Origin of the sequence: Microbacterium sp. Leaf151, assembly GCF_001424225.1 — a bacterium.
In the GTDB taxonomy this organism is placed as follows: domain Bacteria; phylum Actinomycetota; class Actinomycetes; order Actinomycetales; family Microbacteriaceae; genus Microbacterium.
This window is the reverse complement of record NZ_LMOR01000001.1, coordinates 34,804-58,884: the sequence shown is the minus strand read 5'-3', so window position 1 is coordinate 58,884 and position 24,081 is coordinate 34,804. Positions and strand designations below refer to the sequence as shown.

The 24,081-nt window shown below is 68.0% G+C and carries 17 protein-coding genes; 13 read left to right on the top strand and 4 right to left on the bottom strand.

Annotated elements, in window-relative coordinates; translation table 11 throughout:
• The first annotated feature begins 19 nt into the window (after positions 1 to 19).
• Positions 20 to 1,204: a hypothetical protein gene (locus ASF76_RS00235; protein ID WP_055951268.1), complete on the top strand. Its 1,185-nt coding sequence runs from the start codon at positions 20 to 22 to the stop codon at positions 1,202 to 1,204.
• 438 nt (positions 1,205 to 1,642) lie between these two features.
• On the opposite strand, the gene ASF76_RS00230 is transcribed toward ASF76_RS00235, so the two are convergent.
• Positions 1,643 to 2,755: a substrate-binding domain-containing protein gene (locus tag ASF76_RS00230; RefSeq protein ID WP_055951265.1), complete on the bottom strand. Its 1,113-nt coding sequence runs from the start codon at positions 2,753 to 2,755 to the stop codon at positions 1,643 to 1,645.
• Positions 2,752 to 4,713 carry a heparinase II/III domain-containing protein gene (locus ASF76_RS00225; RefSeq protein ID WP_055951262.1) on the bottom strand — a complete coding sequence of 654 codons (1,962 nt, stop codon included), beginning with the start codon at positions 4,711 to 4,713 and terminating at the stop codon, positions 2,752 to 2,754. Before ASF76_RS00225 ends, ASF76_RS00230 begins: the two co-directional genes overlap by 4 nt.
• A gap of 120 nt (positions 4,714 to 4,833) precedes the next feature.
• Between ASF76_RS00225 and ASF76_RS00220 the strand changes: the two genes are divergently transcribed.
• The 12 genes from ASF76_RS00220 to ASF76_RS00165 all read left to right on the top strand — a co-directional run bounded on the left by ASF76_RS00220 (position 4,834) and on the right by ASF76_RS00165 (position 17,813).
• A complete protein-coding gene (locus ASF76_RS00220) occupies positions 4,834 to 6,828 on the top strand; it encodes a DUF2264 domain-containing protein (protein WP_055951260.1) in 1,995 nt (664 codons plus the stop codon).
• A 53-nt stretch (positions 6,829 to 6,881) separates the two neighbouring features.
• Positions 6,882 to 8,183, top strand: a complete 1,302-nt coding sequence (locus tag ASF76_RS00215; protein WP_055951257.1) for an ABC transporter substrate-binding protein — start codon at positions 6,882 to 6,884, stop codon at positions 8,181 to 8,183.
• 68 nt (positions 8,184 to 8,251) lie between these two features.
• A complete protein-coding gene (locus tag ASF76_RS00210) occupies positions 8,252 to 9,196 on the top strand; it encodes a carbohydrate ABC transporter permease (RefSeq protein ID WP_055951256.1) in 945 nt (314 codons plus the stop codon).
• Entirely contained in the window at positions 9,196 to 10,149 is a 954-nt protein-coding gene (locus tag ASF76_RS00205) for a carbohydrate ABC transporter permease (protein WP_082484756.1), read from the top strand. Before ASF76_RS00210 ends, ASF76_RS00205 begins: the two co-directional genes overlap by 1 nt.
• Before the next feature lie 2 nt (positions 10,150 to 10,151).
• Positions 10,152 to 10,826 (top strand): hypothetical protein, encoded by a 675-nt coding sequence (locus tag ASF76_RS00200; protein WP_055951252.1) that lies wholly within the window; start codon positions 10,152 to 10,154, stop codon positions 10,824 to 10,826.
• A gap of 25 nt (positions 10,827 to 10,851) precedes the next feature.
• The gene (locus tag ASF76_RS00195) at positions 10,852 to 12,039 is read left to right on the top strand and encodes a glycoside hydrolase family 88 protein (RefSeq protein WP_055951249.1); all 1,188 of its coding nucleotides are present in this window, start codon (positions 10,852 to 10,854) and stop codon (positions 12,037 to 12,039) included.
• Complete coding sequence (locus ASF76_RS00190) at positions 12,036 to 12,944, top strand: fumarylacetoacetate hydrolase family protein (protein ID WP_055951246.1); 909 nt, start codon at positions 12,036 to 12,038, stop codon at positions 12,942 to 12,944. The genes ASF76_RS00195 and ASF76_RS00190 overlap by 4 nt, the downstream gene beginning before the upstream one ends.
• Positions 12,941 to 13,705, top strand: coding sequence for a 2-dehydro-3-deoxy-D-gluconate 5-dehydrogenase KduD (gene kduD, locus ASF76_RS00185; protein ID WP_055951243.1), 765 nt, complete (start codon positions 12,941 to 12,943; stop codon positions 13,703 to 13,705). The genes ASF76_RS00190 and kduD overlap by 4 nt, the downstream gene beginning before the upstream one ends.
• Positions 13,706 to 13,735: 30 nt before the next feature.
• On the top strand, positions 13,736 to 14,584 hold the full coding sequence (kduI, locus tag ASF76_RS00180) for a 5-dehydro-4-deoxy-D-glucuronate isomerase (RefSeq protein WP_082484755.1): 849 nt from the start codon (positions 13,736 to 13,738) through the stop codon (positions 14,582 to 14,584).
• Positions 14,581 to 15,480, top strand: a complete 900-nt coding sequence (locus ASF76_RS00175) for a sugar kinase (RefSeq protein ID WP_055951240.1) — start codon at positions 14,581 to 14,583, stop codon at positions 15,478 to 15,480. Before kduI ends, ASF76_RS00175 begins: the two co-directional genes overlap by 4 nt.
• On the top strand, positions 15,477 to 16,106 hold the full coding sequence (locus tag ASF76_RS00170; protein WP_055951237.1) for a bifunctional 4-hydroxy-2-oxoglutarate aldolase/2-dehydro-3-deoxy-phosphogluconate aldolase: 630 nt from the start codon (positions 15,477 to 15,479) through the stop codon (positions 16,104 to 16,106). The genes ASF76_RS00175 and ASF76_RS00170 overlap by 4 nt, the downstream gene beginning before the upstream one ends.
• 30 nt (positions 16,107 to 16,136) lie before the next feature.
• Complete coding sequence (locus ASF76_RS00165; RefSeq protein ID WP_055951235.1) at positions 16,137 to 17,813, top strand: acyltransferase; 1,677 nt, start codon at positions 16,137 to 16,139, stop codon at positions 17,811 to 17,813.
• A gap of 7 nt (positions 17,814 to 17,820) precedes the next feature.
• Here the strand turns inward: ASF76_RS00165 and ASF76_RS00160 are convergent, their stop codons facing one another.
• Positions 17,821 to 18,963 (bottom strand): substrate-binding domain-containing protein, encoded by a 1,143-nt coding sequence (locus ASF76_RS00160; RefSeq protein ID WP_055951232.1) that lies wholly within the window; start codon positions 18,961 to 18,963, stop codon positions 17,821 to 17,823.
• A 152-nt stretch (positions 18,964 to 19,115) separates the two neighbouring features.
• The gene (locus tag ASF76_RS00155) at positions 19,116 to 23,963 is read right to left on the bottom strand and encodes a family 16 glycoside hydrolase (RefSeq protein ID WP_055951230.1); all 4,848 of its coding nucleotides are present in this window, start codon (positions 23,961 to 23,963) and stop codon (positions 19,116 to 19,118) included.
• Positions 23,964 to 24,081: the final 118 nt, after the last annotated feature.

Genomic DNA, 24,081 nt, shown 5'->3' with positions numbered 1-24,081 from the left:
ATCGAGGAAGAACGGGCGAATGGGGCAGTACGTGGGGACATCTTCGAGCACTGTCGATTACAACCTCCGGCAGGCTTACGCGGGCTATTTCTTCCACGGGATGGCTGCACCGTTCAGTGTCGAAGCAGCCGAGATGAAGACGGAGGAGGAGCGGGACCGCAACGCCGCGGCTATGGCGGACATTGAAGCTGCGGGCTTCGTGCGATACCCCCTTTTCGCCACCACTATCCACGGCGAGCCAGTGGAGAAGCAGGCCTGGCTGCACCCGACGTTTGAGCCTTCGTCCGCGGAAGGTTTCGTCGACCGTCACGGCATGCGCTACAACATCTACGTGCCTTCTTACCAAAGGGCAGGCACAGCAGGAACGATGCAGATGCTAGAGGACTTCGGTGTCAGCAACTACTACATCTGCATCGACCCGTCGCAGTTCCAAGATTACTCAAAGGTATATCCAGTGGAGCGTCTTGTCATCCGTGACATCTCGTTCCGCGACGAAGACATGATGGACCGGGTCTCATCAATGAAGCTTCCCATCACCATGGCCGGACATGCTCCCCTGTGCAACTTCGTGTTGGCGTTGTCGCGAAGCTTGGGGGAGAGCCACTTCTGGTTCGCCGACGACGACTTCAAAGGGTTGGCAGTGAAGAGCCAGCGCAACGACTGCACCTTCGAAAAGGACGAGGCATACGACCGCACCAAATACCACCGTGTCTCGAAGCTGACCGCTGATTTAGGGTTCGACTACCAGCGGTTCATGCGGCGCATGGAAGAAGTGATGCTAGCGGTACGTAACCCAGGTTTCGTCGGACTTGAGAAGTTCGGGGCTGTGTACACGGTGCCGGTCATGTGGCGTACCGGCACCCGCGTGTACTCCTACTACCTCACTAACAACGAGACGCAGATCGCCCACTACTCTCGCCAGAACAATGATGTTGTGACGAGCATGGAGTTGACGAAGAACGGCCTTGTCAATCTTCTGTTTCAAGGCGTTCGCTACGACTCCGAACCGACGCAGGGTGGCGGGGGACAGTCGGAGCTGTATGCGGTGCTGGGAACGGCCGACAAGGCGAACTGCCTCATCCGTGCGCAACCGGCGTACTCCGCCATGGCCTACAAGCACCACCGCATCCATCATCACGTCACCTTCACGAACGGTACGCCGCAACGCGTGGTTGGTGTCGTCGCGACGGACCACAGGCTGTAGGCGCACTGTATGTTCCCGTGTATGTTCCCGTCTTGACGCTGCCTCTTGTCAGCCCGTCTCAGCCCGCGCTATAGCGCGTTTGCAGAAGGCGGGCCCCGTAGGGGTCCGCCTTCTGCGTTATGACCGGTTGAGCGGGAGTCGAACGGAGTTGGGCCCACGCCGCCGGAGGCTCCGCGCGTCGCGCAGCGGCGCGTGGAGGGGCGGTGGGGAGAATCCCACACCCTCCGCAACGCAGAAGGCGGGCCCCGTAGGGGTCCGCCTTCTGCGTTATGACCGGTTGAGCGGGAGTCGAACGGAGTTGGGCCCACGCCGCCGGAGGCTCCGCGGAGGGGCGGTGGGGAGAATCCCACACCCTCCGCAGACGTGCTCCAGCCGGATCCCGCCCAGACGATGATCCGGGCGGGTCCGGCTGCACCCGACCCCGCGAAGGGCAGCGGCTCAGCGCTGCAGCGGCGGAGCGGTCGAGCCCCGCACGTTCAGGCGCGGGCTGAGGATCACGCGATGGGTGGGCCGGTCCGGGTCCTGCATCCGACGGGCGACGAGGTCGATGGCCGCCTCGCCGACGGCGCGCCGCGGCGGGGCCACGGCGGTCAGCGCGGGCGTGAAGAGCTCGGCGATCTCGTCGTCGTACGCGACGATCGACAGGTCGCCCGGCACCGAGATGCCGCGGTTCAGGGCGAGGTCGACGAAGGCCATGGCCTCGGGGTCGGAGTGCACCACCAAGGCGGTCACGCCGTTGGTGAGTGCCGCGTCCAGGGTCGCGTCGACGACCGCGGAGAACTCGGGGCTGGTGCGGGGCGGCAGCATGGATTCGAAGTGGTCGCTCGGGGTGAGCCCCAGCTCGATGCAGGCGGCATGCCACCCTGCCGTGATCTTGCGCGAGGTGGGGGAGTCACGCGAGATGATGAGGCCCACACGCCGGTGGCCCAGCGCGGCGAGGTGTCGCGCAGCCAAGACGGCCCCGAGGGCGTGGTCGGTGGTGACGGATTCCACGGGTGCGCCGCCCGGCGACGCCGTCGCCTCCCGTTCGACGAGCACGCTGGGCACGCCGGTGTCGATCAACCACTGCACGACGTCCTGGGCATGTGCGGTGTCGGTGTTCGGGGCCACGATGAGGCCACGCACTCCATCTGTGTGAACGAGGCGCTCGAGAACGGGCCGTTCGTCCTGCAGCTCGTAGGAGGCCCCGCGCAAGACGACGCCGAGGCCGAGACGGGCGGCCGCGGCCTCCGCACCGCGAACGACTCCTGGCCAGTAGTAGTTCAGCGACGGCACCAGCATGGCGACGGACGCGGGCGGTGAGACGGAGACGGGCGGGGCTGCGTCCGACGCCGGAGCCGAGAGACCGGCCGCCGGTGCGACGGCACCCCCGTGCACGCGCTCCAGCAGTCCCTCGGATTCCATCTGAGCCAGGTCGCGCCGCAATGTGACGGGTGCGACCCCCAGCTCGTCGACGAGCTGCGACACGCGCACGGCTCCTTCGCGCCGCAGGATGGCGAGAACGTGGGCGCGACGTTCCGCGGCGAGAGGGGCCGTAGCCTGGTTCGTCATCGGATTTCCTCGGTGGTTGCAGGGTGTGTTTCGAAGGTTACGACCACGTCAGGGTGGTCGGAGACGTCGAGTTCGAGACGGGTGAGGCTCGTCCCCCACACATCGGTGAGCAGCGGGTCCTCCAGGATGCGTCGGGTCACGGTGCTCCTCACGCCCGCGGGCCAGCGGATGACGACGGGTGTCGCACCGGAGAGCGGACGGACGGACGCCGTGGCGCCGCCGGCGTCGACGTCCACTTTGCCAGCGAGCACGAGGTGCCACCGGTGAGCCGCTCCGACGGCGCTGCGCCATTCGTCGCGAACCCGGACGCGGCCTTCGCCGAACGAGACATGGCGTTGCCAGGACGCGGCTGCTCCGTCGGGGTACGCCCCGGCCAGGTCGGCGGACCATTCGACGGTCGCCTCGTCGAGGGTGACGGTGACATCGCGGGCTCGGTACTCGGGACCGGGACTCTGCTGCTGCCCGTCGATCACGGGTGTGTTGTGCCAGGCGCTCTGCATCGTCCAGATGTCGTATCGGTCCGGTCCGAAGGTCTGCTTCGTGTACGTCGGCCTCCCGACGTCGACGACGACGGGAACGCCGTCCGAGGCGAGGACGAAGCTGCCGACGTCGTTGTGATTGTGATGCTCGCCGTTGTGGCCTCCCTTCACCGCCACGGTGAGACCGGCCGTAGAGCCGCTCCGGCCGCGCGCGAGAAGCACTTCGGTGGACGGCAGCCACACGCGATCGATCAGCGGCGGCGGCACTGCCGGGGCCTCGATCCAGTCCGTATCCGTCATGCCGCGCACGAGCCTGCCCAACCCGAAGGTCTCCGTCGCGGCGGGGACTCCGGGCCGGCGGTGGCTCGCGGCGTGAGCGACGGCGTCGTCATCCCCGACGGCGCGCGCGCTGCGATGCAACGCGTGCCAGGGCTGGTCGCTCGGTGGCTTCGCCTGTCCGTCCGCGAGATTGAGGTACCAATCGCCGCCGAGGTGCGAGCGGTGCGGGAAGGCGACGGTCGCCGACAGCGCCGGTACCTCCGCGGCGTCGAGGTGCCCCTCCGTGGCGAAGGACACCACGTCGAGCGCTTCCAGTGCCCGGCATGCGCCGTTCCACCAGTATCCGTAGCCCTCGTCGATGGCACCGTCGAGGGGGAGGGCCGTGACGTACCGGTCCATGCCCTCGAGAGCGAGGGCGATGATCTCGCCGCGTTCTTCCCGCTCGCCCGGTCCGTCGAGCAAGCGAAGCGCGGCCGTGATCACATTGCCGTGGATCCAGGGGTTCCAGTTGTGCACGTCGCCGTCGAGACCGATCCAGTGCCAATCCCTGCGCGTCGTGAACGGATCGAAGACGCGTCGACGAACCTCACGACGGACTCGGGCTCGTACTCCGGGATACGCCGTCTCCAAAGCCTCACCCACGAGGTGGTCGACCCACGCGAGCTGCGCCGCCACCTCTCCCGCTCCGAGGTCGAGGAACGGCCTGTCCGGGATGGCGAGAACCGAGCCGACGGCGTGGGCGTCGTCGTGTGCCGGCCAGCACCACGAGGTCTGCTCGCACAGCAGCCAGACACCGTCCAACACCTCGTCGAGCCAGCGTCCTTCCTCCGTGACCGCGGCGGCGACGACCGCGCGGCTCAGCCGACGCTGACGTTCGAAGACCACCGACTCCCAGCTCTCTCGATCCCCGTCGCCGTGCACGCGTGCGGCTGCGCTCGCGAGCGCAACCGGCCAGCTCGTGCCGAGGTCGTCCGAGGCTCTTGAGAGGACCGCCGCAACGGTGGACTGATCGGCGGTTCCGTGCGCACCCCACACGGCGCGATCGTGCGCGGGCGCGACGGGGAGGGCATCCTCGGGCGGCCGCAGAGTTCGTCGAAGGGCATCGGCGAGGTTGTCGCCGGCACCGACGGCATCCTGGGCGCGCCAGAACTCCGCGAGGACGCCGGAGTACGCGGCGTGTGAAGAAGGGGTGAGCGTCATTGGTCCCATCCTGTAAACGATCAGAAGTGATCATAACAAACGCAAATCGACGTTGCAATGAACGAAACGCGTTGATACGCTCCTGAAACGGTCGCTTGAGGCGAGTTCAAAGGAGATCCCGTGTCCGTTGCATCGCACCCTTCATCCAGCAGCACGAGGTCCTCGTCGTTCGCTCCTGGGTGGACGCGCGGTGACTGGACGGACTTCGCCGATCGCCTCCTCTCGGCCGCTCGCGAATACGCATCCGAGAACAACGCCCGCATCACCTTCCCGGGCGCTGAGGGCGGGTACGGCCGAGCCGTCGACGGACTCGAGGGGTTCGCCCGCACCTTCCTGCTGGCCGCGTTCCGGCTCACCGGCGACGACGGTCACGGCTTGGAAGATCTTGCGGCGTTCTATCGCCGCGGCGTCGCGGCCGGGGTCGACCCCGTAGCCGCCGACCGGTGGGTGCGAATGGACGAGCACCCCCAGGCCAAGGTCGAGGCCGCATCGCTCGCCGTCGCGCTCGACATGACCCGGCCGTGGATCTGGGACCAGCTGGACGCCGAGACCCGGCAGCGCGTCATCGACTACCTGGCTCCCGTCGTCGGCGACGACACCTACCCGAAGACGAACTGGCTGTGGTTCCGTGTCGTCGTCCAGACCTTCCTCCGTTCCGTCGGGGGACCGTGGTCTCAGGACGACATCACCGCAGACCTCGCGCTTCACGACCAACTGACGCGGGCGGACGGCTGGATTTCCGACGGGTTCGAGCGCTCCTACGACCACTACGTCGGATGGGCGCTGCACGTCTACCCCGTCCTCTGGCCCCGCATGCGGGGGGCTGCGGACCTCGCGGCCGGGCGCATCGCCGATGTCGCCGCGCTCGACCGCTATCTCGAGGACGCCGTGCGGCTGGTCGGTGCCGACGGCTCGCCCCTGATGCAGGGGCGCAGCCTCGTCTACCGCTTCGCCGCCGCCGCTCCGTTCTGGGCGGGGGTCCTCGCCGGTGTCCGCTCGACGTCCCTCGGGTCCCTCCGCCACGCGGCCGAGAAGGTCGTCCGCCACTTCGTCGACGTCGGCGCACCGGACGAGCGGGACATCCTCACGCTGGGGTGGCATGGCGAATGGCGCGACCTCGCGCAGTCCTATTCCGGACCCGGGTCACCGTACTGGGCCGTCAAGGGGCTGCTCGGCGTGATGCTGCCGGCCGACCACCCGGTGTGGGCCGCCGAAGCGGAGCAGCTCCCCGTCGAACGTGGTGACTACCTCTGCGCCGTCGCGGCGCCCGGGTGGGTCGTCTCGGGAACGGATGCCGATGGCATCGTCCGCATCGCCAACCACGGCACCGACGACGCCCTCGAGGGGGCGCTCGTCGGGGATTCCCCGCTGTACGCCCGGATCGGGTACTCCACGGCCACGGCGCCGCTGGCGAACGAGCGAGCGTGGGAGGAGCCTCTCGAGCAGAGCGTCAGCATCGTCGACGGACGAGGCCGTGCCACCCACCGGGCCGCCATGCGCCTCATCGACACACGCGTTCAGAACGACGCCGGTGGGCACGTCGCGATCGCGGCGTCCGTATCCGCCGCGCACTGGATCAGCGCGGCCCCGGCCGTGCACCGACACGGCTCCGGCCTGGTCGGCGAGGTGGAAGTGGCCGGCGTCGTCGAAGTGCACTCCCTCCTCCGCGGGCCCTGGGAGATGCGACTGACCCGTGTCGTCTCCCTCGAACCGCATCTGAATGCTCGGGAGCTCCGCGTGCGAGTCGGCGGCTGGGCTGTCTCGGGGGATGACACGGACTCCGACGTCGACGGCGCTCAGGCGCTCGCCCGCTCCGGTGCCGTGCGCAGCTCTCTCGTCGCCCTCCACGCCGAGGCCCGGGCGCGAATCGAACACCGCGTGGATGCCAGCCCCCTGGGTCCCCGGTCCGCCGTCCCCGTCGCCGAGCACCCCCTGCTCGTCGGGGAGTGGCTGCACGCCCTCATCGGGCTCGCCGCCGACGACGACGCGCCCAGCGCGCTGTCCGCGTCGGTGGAACACGACGGGACACATCTCGTCACCATCACTTGGCCGGATGGCACGGTCACCACAAGTCGTCTCACACAGACCGGCATCACCGCTGTCGCGAGTCGATAATCCCGAGGGTCCCCGAAGGTGGGGTGCCCGACCTTACGAAGGAGTAACCAACAATGAAGCGCACGTACGCTGCCGCAGCCGGCGTCATCACTGTCGCAACGCTCTCGCTCGCCGCTTGCAGCGGCGGGTCCAACGGCGACGCCGCAGAGCCCGGTGGTCCGGTCACCCTCACCCTGTCGGGGTGGGCGCTGGACACCACCCCCGAATTCCAGTTGCTCGCCGACGCGTTCTCGGAGAAGAACCCCGACGTCACCGTCGAGGTGACGGGCTACGACGCCGCCGACTACAACACCCTTCTCACCACGGATCTCGCCGCCGGGTCCGGACCCGACATCATCACTCAGAAAGAGGTGAAGTACCTCCCGACCCTGGTCGAGGGTGGACAGCTCCTCGACGTGTCCGACGTCGCACTGTCGGACGAGATCGGTGGTGCGTCGTCGTACCAGGTCGACGGCACCCAGTACGCCGTGCCCTACCGACAGGACTCCTGGGTCCTGTTCTACAACAAGGCCCTCTTCGCCCAGGCCGGCGTCGCCGAGCCCGACGGGAGCTGGACGTGGGCTGACTACGACGCGGCCGCCGCCCAGCTGACCGACGGTCTCGCAGCGGCGGGCAGTGCCGCGAAGGGCACCTACCAGCACCGCTGGCAGTCCACCGTCCAGGGGTTCGCCAACGCGCAGAAGGACGGCGACATCCTCAGCGGCGAGTACGACTACATGGCCCCGTACTACGAGCGGGTCCTCGCTCTCCAAGACGACGGTGACCAGGTCAACTTCAACACCAGCACGGCCAACCAGCTGACCTATCAGGGCGAGTTCGGCACCCAGAACGCCGCGATGCTCCCCATGGGCACCTGGTACGTCGCAACCCTCATCGCCCAGCAGGCGTCGGGTGACGCCAACGAGTTCGAGTGGGGCATCGCGCCGATCCCGCAGGCTGACGCCTCCACCACCGGTACGGACAACACCCCCGTCACCTTCGGAGACCCGACCGGCTTCGGCATCAACGCGGGGATCGCCGACAACAAGGTGCAGGCGGCCAAGGACTTCCTCGCGTTCGCCTCGAGCGAGGAGGCAGCCCAGTTGCTCGCCGGCATCGGTATCACTCCCGCCCTGTTGACGGACGGGGTCGTCGAGACCTACTTCAGCAACGAGGGCGCGCCGCAGGACGAGCTGTCCCGCTTCGCCTTCGCCGAGCACGACACGCTCCCCGAGAACCCCACGTCGAACAAGGCTGCTGCCATTCAGAACATCCTCCTCGACATGCACTCGGCGATCCTCTCCGGATCGACCCCCGTGGATGCTGCCATCACCGACGCGCAGAACCGCGTCGCCAACGAGGTCGGCCTGGGCTGATCTTCCCGTGGCCGGCTCACCGACGTGTCGGTGAGCCGGCCGCCCCACCTACCTGCCTGGAGGCACTCATGGCGAGCATCGCCGCCACCGACCACGGAACCGCCCCGCAGCCGCCGGTCGCGCCCGACCGTCGCCGACGGTCGCGGCTGAAGATGCGCAACACCCTCGTCGGGTGGAGCTTCATCCTTCCGAACTTCCTCGGCTTCGGCCTGCTGACGTTGGTCCCCATCGTCGTGCTGTTCTACATGTCGTTCACGAACTGGAACGTGTTCGGCAAGGCCGACTGGATCGGTTTCACCAACTACCAGCGGCTGATCGGCGACGGAAGCTTCCAGATCTCCGTCATCAACACCCTTTACTACTCCGCGCTGCACATCCCCCTGACCATCATCGTGTCGCTGGGGCTGGCCCTGCTGCTGAACAACAAGCTGCGCGGGGTCGCCTTCTTCCGCACCGCCGCGTTCTTCCCCTACATCACGTCCATCGTCGCGATCGCCGTGGTCTGGAACCTGCTGTTCAGCCCGGAGTACGGCCCCATCAACGAGGGCCTGCGCTTCCTCGGCATCCAGAACCCCCCGGGCTGGCTCACCTCGCCCGAATGGGCCATGCCCGCCGTCGTCATCGTCAGCACCTGGCGCGACATGGGCTACTACATGATCCTCTTCCTGGCGGGACTGCAGACCGTGCCCCGCGAGCTGCACGAAGCGGCCCGCATGGACGGCGCGAACGTGTGGCAGCGGTTCGTGAACGTCACCATCCCCTGCCTCCGCCCCACGATGTTCTTCGTCACCGTGATGCTGACCATCAACTCGTTCAAGATCTTCGATCTCATCCTCGTGATGACAGAGGGCGGCCCCGGGCAATCGACGCTCGTGCTGTCGCAGTTCATCTTCCGTAAGGGATTCGAGGAGAGCCAGTACGGCTACGCCTCCGCGGCGTCGGTCGCGCTGTTCTTCCTCTGCATCATCGTCACTGTCGTGCAGTTCGTGTGGAACAAGAAGCGGAGCACCTGATGGTCGGCACAGTCACCCCCACGCAGGACCTGAAGACGGTCAGCATCGTCGCGCCGCCCCCTCCGCGTCGCGGCCTGTTCAAGCTCGCCGGCGGCGGTCAGCGTCCCGTCGACGCCCCGCCCCTGACGCCGGCGCGTCGAGCGGCTCGGATCGCGGGCTACGCCGCCCTCATCGTCTTCGCCGCGGCGCTGCTCATGCCGTTCTTCTGGATGGTCATGAGCTCGCTGAAGTCCGCGAACGAGGTCTTCTCCATCCCGCTGCGATGGGTCCCGGAGACCTTCATCTGGCAGAACTACGTCGACATCTGGTCGCAGTCGAACATCCTCACCTGGATCCGCAACACGCTCTTCCTGTCGGTCGTCGTGACGGCGTTGCAGGTGCTGACCGGCTCGTTCGCCGCGTACGGGTTCGCGCGCATCCGATTCCCCGGCCGCGACGTTCTCTTCCTGCTGTACATCGGCACCATCGCCGTGCCGTGGCAGTCGTACATGATCCCCCAGTTCATCCTGCTGACGAACTTCAACGTCACCAACACACTGTGGGCCGTCGTGCTCTTGCAGGCCTTCGGCGCCTTCGGAGTGTTCCTCATGAAGCAGTACTACGAGACGATCCCCGAGGAGCTCTCCGAGGCGGCACGGATCGACGGACTCAGCGAGTACGCGATCTGGCGCAAGATCATGCTGCCGCTGTCCGTCCCGGCGCTGGCGAGCCTGACCCTGCTCACCTTCGTGAACACCTGGAACGACTATCTCGGGCCGCTGATCTACCTGCGGAACCCCGACCTGTGGACCATCCAGTTGGGTCTGCGCAGCTTCGTCAGCAACCTCTACGACACCAATTACGCGCTGCTGTTCGCCGGTCTCACCATCTCGGTGATCCCCATCGCGATCATCTTCCTGCTCGGCCAGAAGTACTTCGTCGAGGGCATCGCCACCAGCGGGCTCAAGGGCTGATCATGAAGAACCTCGTATCCCACGACACCTGGTCCGGCATCATCGGGATGCTGTACCTCGGCCTGATCTCCAACGTGCTGCTCGCCGTCGGAAGCGCGCCGTTCCTCATCCTCCTGATGACGACGGATCCCGCGCTCTCCTGGCCGATGCTCGCGCTGACGATGCCCCTGACAGCCCCGGTCATCGCGGCCGTGTTCCGCGCGTTCCGCGAGCACTCGGGGGTGGGACTCGGGCCGATCCGTGCCTTCCTGGCGGGCCTGCAGGCCACCTGGCGCCGCGCCCTGGCCATCGGTGCGCTCGCCTCGATCGTGCTCGTCATCGTCCTCGTCGACGTCCGCTTCCTGTCGGACTCGACCGTGGCGGTGTACACCGTGCCGCTGCTGGCGGTGGTCGCGATCCTCACCGTGAACACCGCCGTGGTCTCGCTCGTCGCGCTGGCCGAGGTGCCCGAGGCGCGGCTGCGCGACCTCTTCAAGGCCGCGCTCTATTTGGGACTCCGACGCTGGTACCTCAGCGCGATCTCGCTGGTGGCGCTGATCGTGCAGGGCGGTGTGTTCGCCTCCGCGCCGGCGATCGGCATCGGCGTCACGGCATCCGCGGCGTTCTACCTCGCCTGGACCAACGCCCGCTACACCCTCCGCCCGGTCCTGGACCCCGCACCCGTTCCCGCACGCTGATCCCCCCACTTCGAGAAAGACGCTGATGACCTTCACCTCACCCACGACCCGGACCTCTCCGGCCGTGTCGACCGAGACGGCCATCGCCGCCGCTGTGGCAACCGTCGAACGCAACACCGCCACTCTCGGGGCCGCCTACCCGGACGACACCACCACCGACAATCGATACCACCCGAGGCCCGCCCACGGATCCGTCCCCGAAGGAGGCAACCGCGGCTGGACGACGAGCTTCCGGACCGGGCAGCTGTGGCTGGCGTGGGAACTCACGGGCAATGACGTCTATCGGCAGGCCGCCGAGGCCGACGTCGCGGACTTCGGCCGCCGCGTCCGCGACGAGATCGACCTGGACACCCACGACCTCGGTTTCCTCTACACCCTCTCCGCGGTCGCCGCCCACCGCCTCACGGGCGACGAAGTCGCACGCGCGGATGCCCTCCTCGCCGCGGACCACCTCATGCGGCGTTTCCTCGAACCGGCAGGTGTCATCCAGGCCTGGGGAGACCTCTCCGACCCCCTCCAGCGGGGCCGAACCATCATCGACAGCCTCATGAACATGCCGCTGCTCACCTGGGCGGCGGAAGAGACGGGTGACGAGCGCTACTCCGACGCGGTCCGGCGTCACACCGCTCAACTCGAGCAGAACATCCTCCGACCCGATGACTCCACCTTCCACACGTTCTACTGGGATGCCGAGACGGGTGCGCCGCTTCGCGGTGCCACCGAACAGGGCGCGTTCGACGAATCGTGCTGGGCGCGAGGTCAGGCGTGGGGCGTCTACGGGTTCGCGATGAACTACGCCGTCACCGGCGACGAGCGGCTCCTCGCCGCCGCCCGACGGTGCGCCGAGTACTTCCTGCGCCACCTGCCGGCCGACGGTGTGCCGTTCTGGGACCTCGTCTACACCGACGGCAGCGACGCCCCCCGAGACAGCTCATCCGCCGCCATCGTCGTCTGCGGGCTGCTCGAACTCGCCCAGGTCGAAACCGATGCCGCGCGGGCAGCCGAGTGGGCGGCCCGCGCGCACACCATCCTCGCCTCGCTCATCGCGAAGTACACGCCGGCGACCCCCGAAGACGCGGACGGGCTCATCCTGCACAGCGTCTACGACCTGCCGAAGAACGTCGGTGTCGACGAAGCAACCCTGTGGGGCGACTACTTCTACCTCGAGGCGCTCATGCGCGTCGCCCGTCCGGAATGGAAGAAGTACTGGTGAGGCTCGTCACCCACAGAACGCCATCGGGAACGCGGCCGGGGGCGGTCCTGAGCACCGCGCACGGAGATCGTCTGGTCGATCTGGGCGACGTCGCCGCCGGCGTCTTCGCTCTGATCACCGATGACGAACGGATGCGCGCGGCACGAGCGCGCTGTGCGAGCGCGGTCGTCGAGGACCTGCCCGCTCTCGTCCCCGGTGACCTGGAAGCCCCCATCGTCCCGGGCAAGATGCTGTGCCTCGGCTACAACTACCGCGGCCACACGCCCGACGGTGTCGATCCGACCGCGGACGACCCGGAGTATCCCGACGTGTTCGTGAAGACCCCCAACACCTTCGCGGGGCCGAACGACGCCGTCGTCATCCCCGAGGGGGCGCGCGACGTCGACTACGAGGGCGAGCTCGCCGTCGTCATCCGCACCCGTGCGCGCAACGTCTCGATCGAGGACGCCATGTCCCACGTCGCCGGGTTCACCATCCTCAACGACGTGTCCGACCGCGCATGGCAGCGCCGGCAGAGCCAGTGGGCACTCGGGAAGTGCTCCGACGGGTTCGCGCCCATCGGACCGTGGATCGTCACGACCGATGACGCCCCCGACCCGCAGGACGTCCTGGTCGAGGTCGTCCGGGACGGCGAGGTCACCGTCTCCCAGTCCACCTCGACCACCATCTTCAGCGTCGCCTTCGTCATCTCGCACATCAGTCAGGTCCTGACCCTCGAGCCCGGCGACATCATCTCCACGGGGACGCCGCAGAAGCTCGCCGAGGCTCAGGCGGGTCATCGCCCGCTCGCGCCGGGCGACGCGGTCACCGTACGCATCTCCGGCATCGGCGAACTGACCACCACCTTCATCGCGGCGCCGTCGGAGAGCCCAGCCGCCCCATCGCTCCCGGAGGGCACCGCATGATCCTCGACACGTTCCGCCTCGATGGCAAGGTCGCACTGGTGACGGGGTCGACCCGGGGCCTGGGACAGGGCGCCGCCGTCGCGCTCGCGGAAGCCGGCGCCGATGTCGCGCTCCTCGACCGCGGGGACGCGAGCGACACCGCCCGACTCGTCCGCGCCACCGGTCGACGAGCCCACCTCATCCGTCGAGACCTCGTCAGCGCCACCCCCGGAGAGCTCGCCGGCGCCGTCGACGAGACCCTCGCGGAACTGGGCGGTCTCGACATCCTCGTCAACAACGCCGGCACGATCCGCCGCGCGCCCGCCGCGGAGCACTCGGCGATCGACTGGGACGAGGTCCTGGCCATCAACCTCGATTCCGTGTTCCACCTGTCGCAGGCCGCGGGGCGGCACATGATCGCGACCGGGCGCGGCCGCATCATCAACGTCGCCTCGATGCTGTCGTTCCAGGGCGGCATCCTCGTGCCCGGGTACACCGCGTCCAAGCACGCCGTCGCGGGCCTGACCAAGGCACTCGCGAACGAATGGGCCGCCGCGGGTGTCACCGTCAACGCCATCGCCCCCGGCTACATGGCCACGGACAACACCGCGCCCCTGCGTGCCGATGAGGACCGAGCGGCATCGATCCTCGCTCGGATCCCGGCCGGCCGCTGGGGCGATGCATCCGACCTCCAGGGTGCGTTCGTGTTCCTCGCCTCAGACGCAGCTTCCTACCTGACGGGCGCCGTCATCCCCGTCGACGGCGGCTGGCTCGTCCGATAACCGCCCCCACCGACCACACAGGAGACTCTCGTGACAGAGACGCACATCCCCCAGCGTTACGCGACCAATCCCGCCCAGATCCCGGGCCTGACCACTCAGCAGCTTCGCGACACCTACCTCATCCCGGAGGTCTTCGTGCCGGGTGAGATCCGGCTGACCTACACGCACCACGACCGGGTGGTCCTCGGCGGGGCCGTACCCGCAGGCGCAGAACTGCGGCTGACCGGATACCCCGAGATCCGGAGCGAAACCTTCCTCGAGCATCGCGAACTCGGCGTCGTCAACGTCGGCGGCGAGGGTATCGTCGTCGCGGACGGCGAGGAGCACACCCTCGTCAAGGGCGCCTGCCTCTACCTGGGACGCGGCGTCGAGGACGTGCGGTTCCGCGACGGCGACGGCGGTGCCGACGGCGCGCAGTTCTACCTCTTCTCCGCGCCCGCCCACACGACGTACCCCACGGCGCTGGTGTCGCCCGGCGAGGGAACGGTGCGGGAACTCGGCGATCAGCTGACATCGAACCGTCGGACGCTGAACCAGTACATCCACGAGAACGGCATCAAGAGCTGTCAGATCGTCATGGGCGTGACCGAGCTGCATCCGGGGTCCATGTGGAACACCATGCCCGCGCACACCCACGACCGCCGGACCGAGTGCTACCTCTACTTCGACGTGCCCGAGGACGCGCGCGTGGTGCACCTGATGGGCGAGCGCGAAGAGACCCGGCACCTGCTCGTCGCCGATCGTCAGGCGGTCATCTCTCCCAGCTGGTCGTTGCACTCCGGCGTCGGCTCGGCCGCCTATTCCTTCGTGTGGGCGATGGCGGGCGAGAACCAGGCGTTCGACGACATGGATGCCGCGCCCATCACCGACCTGCGATGAACGCTCCGAGACCCCGCACGCTCCTCGCCGTCGGAGAGACCATGGCGATGATCGTGCCGAGCGTGTTCACCTCGGTCGTGGACGCGGCGTCTTTTCTGGTCGAGGCCGGGGGAGCGGAATCCAACGTCGCGACGCACGTGGCGAGCGCGGGGCACCGGGCGGTCTGGTTCAGCCGCCTCGGCAGTGACCCTTTGGGGCACCGGGTCGCGCAGCAGCTGAGGTCTCGCGGAGTGGACGTGAGCACGGTCGGGTGGGACGACACTCGGCCCACGGGCGTCTACGTCAAGAACCCCGGCGCCGGAGTCACCTACTACCGGCGGGGCTCGGCTGCGTCCGCACTCTCGCGCTCGGACGCGGATGACATCGACCTCGCCGGCGTCGACGTGCTCCACGTGTCCGGAATCACCGCGGCGATCTCCGACACGGCGCGAGAGTTCCTCGAGCAGCTGATGAGACGCGCGCGCGAGGCGGGCGTTCGCATCTCCTTCGACGTCAATCACCGCCTCCCCTTGTGGGACGCAGCAGCCGCAGCGCCCGTGTTGCTGGCGCTCGCCCAGCGGGCGGACACCGTCTTCACCGGCCGCGACGAAGCAGAGACCCTCTGGGCGACGGCGACCGCCGACGATGTCCGTGCCCTGCTGCCCGACGTCGACGAACTCGTCGTGAAAGACGGCGATGTCGGCGCCACGGCGTTCACCGGGGAGGGTCGAGTGTTCGTCCCCGCGCTCGTCGTCGACGTGGTCGAGCCGGTCGGGGCGGGCGACGCCTTCGCCGGGGGCTACGTGGCTGCGCTCCTGTCGGACGCGTCGACGCGGGACCGGCTCACGGCCGGGCACGCCTTCGCCGCGCGAACCCTGATGTCCCTCACCGACACCGTGGAAGGAAGCTACGCATGAGTGCCGCGGAAGCTGCTCGACTCGAAGAACTCTTCGCGGGATCCCCGCTGATGGCCATCCTGCGAGGGATGGGGATGGAGCGGTCTCTGCGCCTGGCCGAGACGGCCTGGGAGCTGGGAGTGGAAGCCGTCGAGGTTCCCCTGCAGACCGAAGAAGATGAGCGGGTGCTGCGCGAGCTGGCGACCCGGGCCGCGGCGAACGGCCGGAGCGTCGGAGCGGGGACGATCCTCCACCCGGATCAGGTCGACGTCGCCCGCGCCGCGGGTGCGGCCTACCTCGTCTCGCCGGGACTCGATCCGCGCGTCCTGGACGCAGCGCGAGCGGCGAACCTGCCGATCCTCCCGGGGGTGGCGACACCCAGCGAGGTGCAGCTCGCCGTGTCGCTGGGCGTGGTGTGGATGAAGGCGTTTCCCGCGACGTGGCTCGGGTCCGGATGGTTCCGGCATATCCGCGGTCCTTTCCCCGACGTCCAGTTCGTCGCGACCGGAGGTCTCGACGCAGCGAACGTGACGGAGTTCCTCGACGCCGGCGTCCGCGTCGCCGCCGTCGGATCGGCTCTCGAGGACGCCGCGCAGCTGGAACGACTCGCGGACGTCCTCCGCTCCCGGGCGTCGCTGACGCATTGACCGGGACACGCGATTCGGGAGGGTGGGGGCATGGGTGGACAGGACGGCGTCGAGACGCTCGGCTTCTCTCCGTGGTCTTTTTGGGAGTCGGCCTCCGATGAGGCGAAGCAGTCTCAGAGGGAGCGATTGCTCGCCCTCGCCGAGCGGGGCGACCGCACCTTCGCGGAGGACGCGTTCGTTGCGGACACTGCGGCGGTGGACAACGACGTCCTCCACCTCGGTGAGCGCTCGTACATCGCCGCGGGCGCGTACCTGACGGGCGAACTCATCGCCGGCAGCGACTGCAGCATCAACCCCTACACCGTGATCCGCGGACGCGTTCGCCTGGGCGCGGGCGTCCGCATCGGGGCGCACACCTCCCTCCTCGGGTTCAACCACTCGATGGAACCGGGCACCCCGGTCTTCCGACAACCGCTGACCTCGAAGGGGATCGTCGTCGATGATGACGTGTGGATCGGGTCTCACGTGGTCATCCTCGACGGCGTCATGGTCGGTGCCCACTCTGTTCTCGCCGCCGGCGCCGTGGTGACGAAGGACGTCCCCTCCGGGGCCATCGTCGGGGGGAACCCGGCGAAGTTCATCCGATGGAGAGTGGCGCCGGCCGAGGCGGCGACCCATCGGTCCCGGGATCTGGCGATCCGGTTGCGTGAGTTCGCCGAACACGCCCGCGCCGACGCGGAGACGATCCTCGCTCGTGCCTGGGATGCGGAGTCGGGCGTCTACTCCGATCGTCCCGGGGTGGATCCGTCGTTGCGCGCTCACTGCGACGCGGTCGAGGTGGCGCGACTGCTTCTTCCGGGCGCCCCGCCGCAGCTGACCTCCCACCAGCATCGAGCCCGGCTGGCGGCGACGCAGCGCCCCGATGGGCGGATACCTTCCCCCGGCGTGCATTCCGCTCCCGGGAAGCCGTTCGACGACGCCGATGCGGCCTATCACGTGCTGAGTGTCGGCTACGCGATCGACCTGCTCCGGGGTCAACTGCCGCACGCGGTCAGCGAGGCGACGAGGATGACCCCGGCGGACATCTCGGGCTTCTGCGAGTCGCTCCCCTGGCGCACGGACCCCTGGGACGCGGGCCACCGGGTTGACGCTTTGGGAACGGCATTGCACTGGGCGCTTCGCTCGGGACACTCCGTCCTCCCCGGCGCCGTCGAGAGTCTCCTCGGATGGCTGACCACCCGCGCGGACTCCCGAACCGGGATGTGGGGCGATGCGGCATCCGGGGGGGACCTCCTGCTCCTCGTGAACGGCGCCTACCGGACGACTCGCGGAACCTACGCCCAGTTCGGCATTCCGCTGCCGCATCCGACCGCCACCATCGACACCGTCCTCGAACACTCCGCGAACGAGGCCTACTTCACCGCGGAGACCTATGACGCCTGCAACGTGCTGGACGTCGTCCACCCGTTGTGGCTCACCCGGGAAACGGGCCATCGATCAGATGAGACGCAGGCTGTGGCGAGGCGGATGCTGGAGCACACCCTCACGATGTGGGCACCGACGCGAGGGTTCGCCTTCCGTCTTCAGGACTCCGCGGAGCAAGGACGATGCGGGCTGCAGGGGACGGAGATGTGGCTCGCCATCATCTGGTACCTTGCCGACATCCTCGGTGAGTCTCAGCCTCTGGGCTACCGTCCGAGAGGCGTGCACCGGCCCGAGCCGGCCGTACGGATCACCCGCTCGGGCGTGCACATCATGGGGTGGTGACCCCCCGTCACACCGGTGCGGCAGAACCGGCGGGGTCGTGGGGGCCACGCGTCGCACTGGAGCCGCGCGGCCTCAGCTCCGGCAGAAGGAACGTTCGCTGGCGTGGTCGTGTCGGACCGCCGGTCAGTCGCCCGAGCATCAGTTCGACGGCCACGCGCCCGACATCCTGCTTGGGCGGCCGCAGCGCCGTGATCGGCGGTTCCGCGCTCTCCGCCACCTCATCGTCGTACGCCATGATGGCAAGTCGATCCGGCACCTGCCATCCGTTGTCCCGTGCGTACTGCTGCACCAGGACCGCCTGGCGGTCCGAATGGATCAACAACGCCGTCGTCTCGGTCGACAGGCACCGGGAGAGCACCTGCTGGATGACGTCGTCTCGATCGTGGCCGTCCATCGCTTCGAGCGCGAGGTCCTGGTCCACCAGGCTGGTCAGACCGAGGTCCTTCACGGCGCGCTCCCACCCGCGACGCAGCGGCGCGGACGTGGGGGAGTCGACCGAGGTCACGATCCCCACGCGCGTGTGTCCGAGGGAGGCCAGATACTCGCCCGCCAGGATGCCGCCGTGCGTGTGGTCCGTCGTCGCCCACTCCAGCGACGTCAACGCCAGGGATGACGGCGCTCGCCGCTCGGCGAGGACCACCGGTATCGGGAGCGAGGCCAGCCAGTGCAGCAACGCGATGCCGTCGGGCCCGGTGGTGTCCGGTGCGACGATGAGGCCGTGCAGATACCCCGACTCGATCAGTGACGTGATCTGGCGGCGCTGGTCGGCCGGAGAGTAACTCGCCGCACGGAGGATCAGCTGGGATCCGGTCGTGGTCGCCGCCGCACGCGCCCCGATGATGATCTGGGGCCAGTAGTAGGTCAACGACGGCACCACCATCCCGATTCGGAACAGCGGCGTTTCGGCGACGGCGCCCGCGCGTGGCACCGTCGCATCCAATCGGCTGCGCAGCGTCGCGCCGCCGTGGACGCGGGTGAGCAGCCCGCGGTCGGCCAGGGAGGAGATGTCGCGGCGGACGGTCAACTCGGCGACGCCGAGCACCTTGCTCAGTTCGGACACGCGAACCGAACCGGACCGTCGCAGCTCATCCAGGATGCGCTCCTGTCGAGAGAGTCCGAACGCAGGCGAGGCGGGCTTCTGCGCGTCCATCGGACCTCCTCGTCCACCCACGTCGTCTCGATTCTATGCATCGACGTTCGAGCGCGATCGGTGCGAACACCCTGCTCGCCGGATCGGGTGCATCGAGGCCCTGCCGACGATGCCGGCAGGGCCTCGATGCTCTTCTCGGGTGGGACTCGTCCTCAGCGGCAGGTCGTCGCCGCTACATCGATCTCCTTCGCGAGCTGCACTTTCTGGCCGTCGATCTCCGCGCTGGCGGTCATCGTCACCGCCTGCGCGGGGATGGACGCGACGCGCGTGCTGAACGCGGCCGATGCCTTCTTGCCGGGGTCGAGGGAACCGAAGTCCTTCTTGCCCCAGGGAGTGGCCACCGTCACGGCTGCCGGGACGGACTCGTCGTTGGCGGCCGTGGCCGTGACGAGGACCTTCCCCGCGACGCACCGGGTGCTCATGGTCACGGCGACGTCCAGCTCGGGCTCGGGCGGGGTCACGTCGGCGACCGCGAGCCACGAGATGACGGGCTTCTCGCCCCCGGCACCTTCGTTGGTCACGACGTACTCCACCGTCGCGGCCTCGTCGAGGGTGAAAGTGAGCGTCGAGGACAACGGCGTGCTCGTCGCCGACAGGGGGACGTTCCCCTTCGCCAGCTCGACGCCCTGCGCGGACACGGTGTGGTTCATCGTGCGGTTCAGGCCCCACCACTCGGTGAAACCTCCGGTCAGTGCGTAGGTGCCCGCCTCGAGGGGCAGTCGGTACGTCAGTTTCGTCGTGTCCTGGTAGAGCCCCGTCGAGAACTTGTCATTGACGTCCGTGCTGCCTTTCACCTTCATCCCGTCGGCGACGTAGCCCCACTGGGTGGGTGCGGTCGAGACCTGGTCGACCTTGTCGTTGATCACGCCGGGCACCGACTTCTTCACCGCCGTGTACTGCGGGGAGTCAGCTCCGCCGGTACCCGAGTCGATGTAGTAGACCAGGCCGGTCGGGACGATCTCGTAGGAGGCGACGACGCTCTGGCCGCCGTCGGAGAGGCGTCCGGACAGGACGAGCTTCGAGTACTCGCTCCGCGGCTGCTCGGCGGACACGGCATCCCATTGCACCGCCTTCTGCGATCCGGCGATCTCGACCGACGTGGGCAGGGCGTCGTTCACCCCGAGCGCACCCTGCATACCCACATCGCGCGGCACGTTCTGCACGAAGAGCAGGGCAAGACGAGCGTTGTAGCCGGAGGTGCCTGTCGTGCCGAACTCCACTGCGACGACGGTGTCGGTGTCGACGGTGATGGAGTGCGAGATGGTCGTCGCCGCGCCCTGCGAGACGGCGGATTTCGTGGTCGAGGACGACCCGGCGGTGACCTTGGCGTAGATGTTGGTCGTCAGTCCGGCCCGTGGTGCCTGGACCGCACCGATGTTGTAGGAGCCGGCGGGAAGCGTCAGGTAGTAGGTGACGGGCTTGTTGAAGTCCGCCCCCACCCACGACGATGCCCAATCCTGGGGAGTCCCGGCGCCGAGTGCGGTTGCTGCCGTGGCGTACCCCCACGTCTTGCCGGCGGTCTTGCCATCCCACTTCTGATCGGCGCTGTCGTTGCGCAGATCATCACGACCCGCGACCGCGGCGTATGCCGAGCCCGCGGCGGCACCGCTCGAGCCGGAGTCGATGAAGTACTCCAGGTCGGCCGGAACGACCAGAACGCGTGCGGTGATCCGCTGATAGACACCGGAGTCGACCTTCTGCGTGGAACGCCCGGTGGCGACGAAGCTCCCCAGCTCAGCCGTTCCCGCGGCGCTGGCCAGCGATCCCTGCGTCCACGTGACCGGCACATCGGCGCCGTTCATCTTCACCGTCTTCGGGAGGGCCCGGTCTTTCGAGGTGATGCTCAGGGCGCCGAGATCGAGGACGTCGGGGCTCACGTCTTTCGGCGTGAGCTGGTCGCCGGCGGCGATCAGGCGCGCCGCGATGGCCGAAGCCCCCTCCGCGTCGAGGCCGAAGGCGACGGGGTCGGCGACAGCGGCGCGGGCGTCGGTCAGAGCCGCCGAGAAGAGCGCCCACGACTCGGGCGTGTACTCGGCCTCCACCGCGTCGTCGACGGAGTCGACGGCTTTCGCCAGCGCGGCGGTGTCGACCTTCCCCGAGGCGGCTGTCGCCTGGATCACGCCGACGGCATCGACGTTGAGGGAGTTGTCGTTCGCCGTGGAGAGCGCGACGGTGTGCGCGCCGTTGCGGAGCCCGCGGAGCTGGAAGGTCGTGCGCTCGCTTCCCGCCGACCACGTGGGTGCGGCGGCGGCGACGGGGACGCCGTCGACGGTCACGTTCAGCGTTGCGGAGCCGGGGTTGGTGCCGATGATGTCCAGTCCCGTGCCGCTGAAGGCGTACGACATCGTGGCGCCCTTGGCGGTGCTCTTGGATGCGGTGCGCTGCCACTCGAACATGCCTTGCCCGTTCACGTGGCTCCAGTTCGCGTCGAAATCGAGCACGGGGACCGAGGTGTCGTCCCAGCTGGTCTGGTGCATGCCGTCGATGATCGAGCTGTAGTAAGGCGTGTAGCCGGGGACGGTCTCCACTTTGAGGTTGTCGAACTGGACGAAGGTGAAGCTCGAACCCAACTGGATCCGACCGGCCGACTGCGGCGCGGTATCGGTGAAGGTGGAGACCTCGACCCCGTTCACGGATGCCGTGTACACCGATCCCGCCACCTTCACGGAGATGTTGTTCCACGAGCCGGTGCCCGTCTTGAAGGCGACGGCGGCGTTGTTGGCAACCGTGCCGCTGGCGAGGGTCGTGCCGAACCGCATGAACGTCCACGCTCCCGTCGAGTCCACTCGCAACTCAGCAGCCGAGACGTTCTGACCGTTGGCGGTGCCACCCTGCTGACGTGCGCCCACCGTGGCGTACGGGGTGCCGCCGGCCTCGAACAGGACATCCGTCGAGACGGTGTAGTTGGCCCATCGCGCGTCGCCGATGGTCGTTTTCGGGTCGCCGCCGTTCCACGCGCCGCCGTTCATGCCGGGACCGACCTGCTGACGAAGGACTCGGCGGTGCGCGGGATCGGTCGTCACGACGGACTCGAACGCACCGTTCGTGTCATTCGTGTAGCGCGGGGTCACCCCCAGGTCCTCCGGCTGGGTGGCGGGTGTGCCCTCCGGCTGGGGGCGTGCTCCTCGGCTCTCCAGGAAGCTCTCGCCTGTGTCGACGAGCCGCCCGGTCGCGGGGTCGTAGCTCTGGATGTCGCCCTGCTCGGCATACTCGAAATCGTCGGCGTACAGGACGGCGTCGTTCGTGACTCCGTTGGCGGCACCGCTGGCGTCCGTGTCGAGCACGTCCCGACCGCCATCGGGGTCGGTGAACTCGGGGCTGGACGGGAGCGAGCTGCCGTATCCGTCCTTCGCCACGATGGATCCGCTGCTCGTGGTCGTGGCGTGGTCCAGGGTGGTGAGCGTTGCGGCGGAGAAGGGCTTCACCTCCACCGTGTAGGTCGACGTTCCGTCGGGCTGCAGCTCGGCGACCGGGATCAGGTAGTTGGCGTCGTACGCGTCGCCGGCGTCGGCTGCGCGTGTCTCCCACACCTCGGCGGTCTTGTCCGCACCGAGGTCGAGGTCCTTCGCGGTGATCCGGTACGTCTTGGTGAATTTGCTGTCGTTGATGATGACGGTCGAGAAGTCCGACGCGTCCGGAGAGGCGAGGGTGGTGTACGACGCCCCTCCCGCTCGTGCGCCGCTCGGCGGGTTGCCGGTTCCCAGCTCACTGCCGGAGGCCTTCGGGATGGCACGCCAGACACCCGCGGTGTTGTCGTCGTTCTCCCATCCGAGCGTGGCGAACTGGGTGAAGTGCTCGATGACCGACAGGCCGCCGTCGTAGTACATCCACCCCGACCACGGCTCACGGGCGTTGACCAACTCCTTGGAGGAGTACTGGAAGCCGTCGTAGAACGACCCGATCACGGGCTGGAAGATGTTCAGTGTGCGGCGAGATGCGGTGAACCCGGTGGTCACCCAGTTGCCCATCTCGAGGGCACTGTTCGTCCCGCCGAACTGCGTGCCGACTCCGCCCTGCTCGTCGCTGTTGCTGTTGTTCGGGCGGTCCGCCGAGTTGGAGAACGTCGACTGCCCCTCCGAGTTCCAGACCTCCTTGTCCAGCTGCTCGGCCACCTTCTTCATGTTGCCCGCGCTGTCATCGGCGCTGGAGTAGTGGAAGCCGACCACGTCCACGGCGTCACGGAGCGACGAATCCGCCGGGGCGGTCATCGCGTTGCCGAACGAGACGGGAGGGGTGCCGACGGTATCGGCGGCGACGGTCTCGATGGCCGTGTACAGCTCGCGCTCCTCCTCCGAGGCGAAACCGTTGTTCGGGTCGGTCGAGCCCGCCCCCTGGAACCCGGTGGTGTCGTTGCGCAGCCATCCCGAGAAGTCCTTGTACAGCTGGATCTCCGGGTTGGTGGTCTCGTTGGTGTCCGGATTGATGGAATCGATCATGAAGCCGAACTCGCGGTAGGCGGCGAGGACGGTGTTCTTGAACCAGACGTATTGCTCTTGATGGTTCGTCACCCACGTCGGGCGCTGCCAACGGAGGATGCTGACGTGCACGTCGCCGTGGGCGACCAGCTTCGCGTCTGCCGCGAGCTGGAACCCGGGCTCGCGCAGGACGTTGGGGTATTCGTCCCTGGAGCGCATCGTCGCGGGGTTCGGGCCCGTGGAGGTGTTCCTGTCGTTGCCCATCTCGATCTTGACTGTGTTCATAATGGGGTGGTCACCACCGAACAGCGTCTCGATCATCTCCCAGTACTTCTCGGGGTGCTGCGCCTTGTAGTCCAGCAGCAGGGCGCTGGTCGAGTTCGCGGTCAGGACACCGAAGCCTTTGAACGTGAGGCCGTTGCGGTTCTGTGCCGCCGCGGCGACGTCGGCACCGTCGATGGTCACGGAAACCGGGTCGGCGCCCGCGGCGACGGCGCTGGTGGGGGGTGCGATGAGCGATCCCATCACCACCGCTGCGGCGGCGGTGAGGGCGCAAGCGAACCGGGCGGATGACGCTTTCGTCATTGGAGGTCCTCGTCGTTGAAGGAAGCCCATTCGGGGGTCGTCGGTAGCAGACCACAGGTGAGCGCTATCCGGTAGACAAACGAACACGGTCGAGCAGTATCGAACTCATACGAACAGT

Excerpts from the sequence above, each read along its gene's own strand:
- ASF76_RS00165 (WP_055951235.1), top strand. The coding sequence starts at position 16,137 with ATGGGTGGACAGGACGGCGTCGAGACGCTCGGCTTCTCTCCGTGGTCT.
- ASF76_RS00155 (WP_055951230.1), bottom strand. The coding sequence starts at position 23,963 with ATGACGAAAGCGTCATCCGCCCGGTTCGCTTGCGCCCTCACCGCCGCC.
- ASF76_RS00170 (WP_055951237.1), top strand. The coding sequence starts at position 15,477 with ATGAGTGCCGCGGAAGCTGCTCGACTCGAAGAACTCTTCGCGGGATCC.
- ASF76_RS00195 (WP_055951249.1), top strand. The coding sequence starts at position 10,852 with ATGACCTTCACCTCACCCACGACCCGGACCTCTCCGGCCGTGTCGACC.
- ASF76_RS00225 (WP_055951262.1), bottom strand. The coding sequence starts at position 4,713 with ATGACGCTCACCCCTTCTTCACACGCCGCGTACTCCGGCGTCCTCGCG.
- ASF76_RS00210 (WP_055951256.1), top strand. The coding sequence starts at position 8,252 with ATGGCGAGCATCGCCGCCACCGACCACGGAACCGCCCCGCAGCCGCCG.
- ASF76_RS00160 (WP_055951232.1), bottom strand. The coding sequence starts at position 18,963 with ATGGACGCGCAGAAGCCCGCCTCGCCTGCGTTCGGACTCTCTCGACAG.
- ASF76_RS00235 (WP_055951268.1), top strand. The coding sequence starts at position 20 with ATGGGGCAGTACGTGGGGACATCTTCGAGCACTGTCGATTACAACCTC.
- ASF76_RS00230 (WP_055951265.1), bottom strand. The coding sequence starts at position 2,755 with ATGACGAACCAGGCTACGGCCCCTCTCGCCGCGGAACGTCGCGCCCAC.
- kduD (WP_055951243.1), top strand. The coding sequence starts at position 12,941 with ATGATCCTCGACACGTTCCGCCTCGATGGCAAGGTCGCACTGGTGACG.
- ASF76_RS00215 (WP_055951257.1), top strand. The coding sequence starts at position 6,882 with ATGAAGCGCACGTACGCTGCCGCAGCCGGCGTCATCACTGTCGCAACG.
- ASF76_RS00175 (WP_055951240.1), top strand. The coding sequence starts at position 14,581 with ATGAACGCTCCGAGACCCCGCACGCTCCTCGCCGTCGGAGAGACCATG.
- ASF76_RS00200 (WP_055951252.1), top strand. The coding sequence starts at position 10,152 with ATGAAGAACCTCGTATCCCACGACACCTGGTCCGGCATCATCGGGATG.
- ASF76_RS00205 (WP_082484756.1), top strand. The coding sequence starts at position 9,196 with ATGGTCGGCACAGTCACCCCCACGCAGGACCTGAAGACGGTCAGCATC.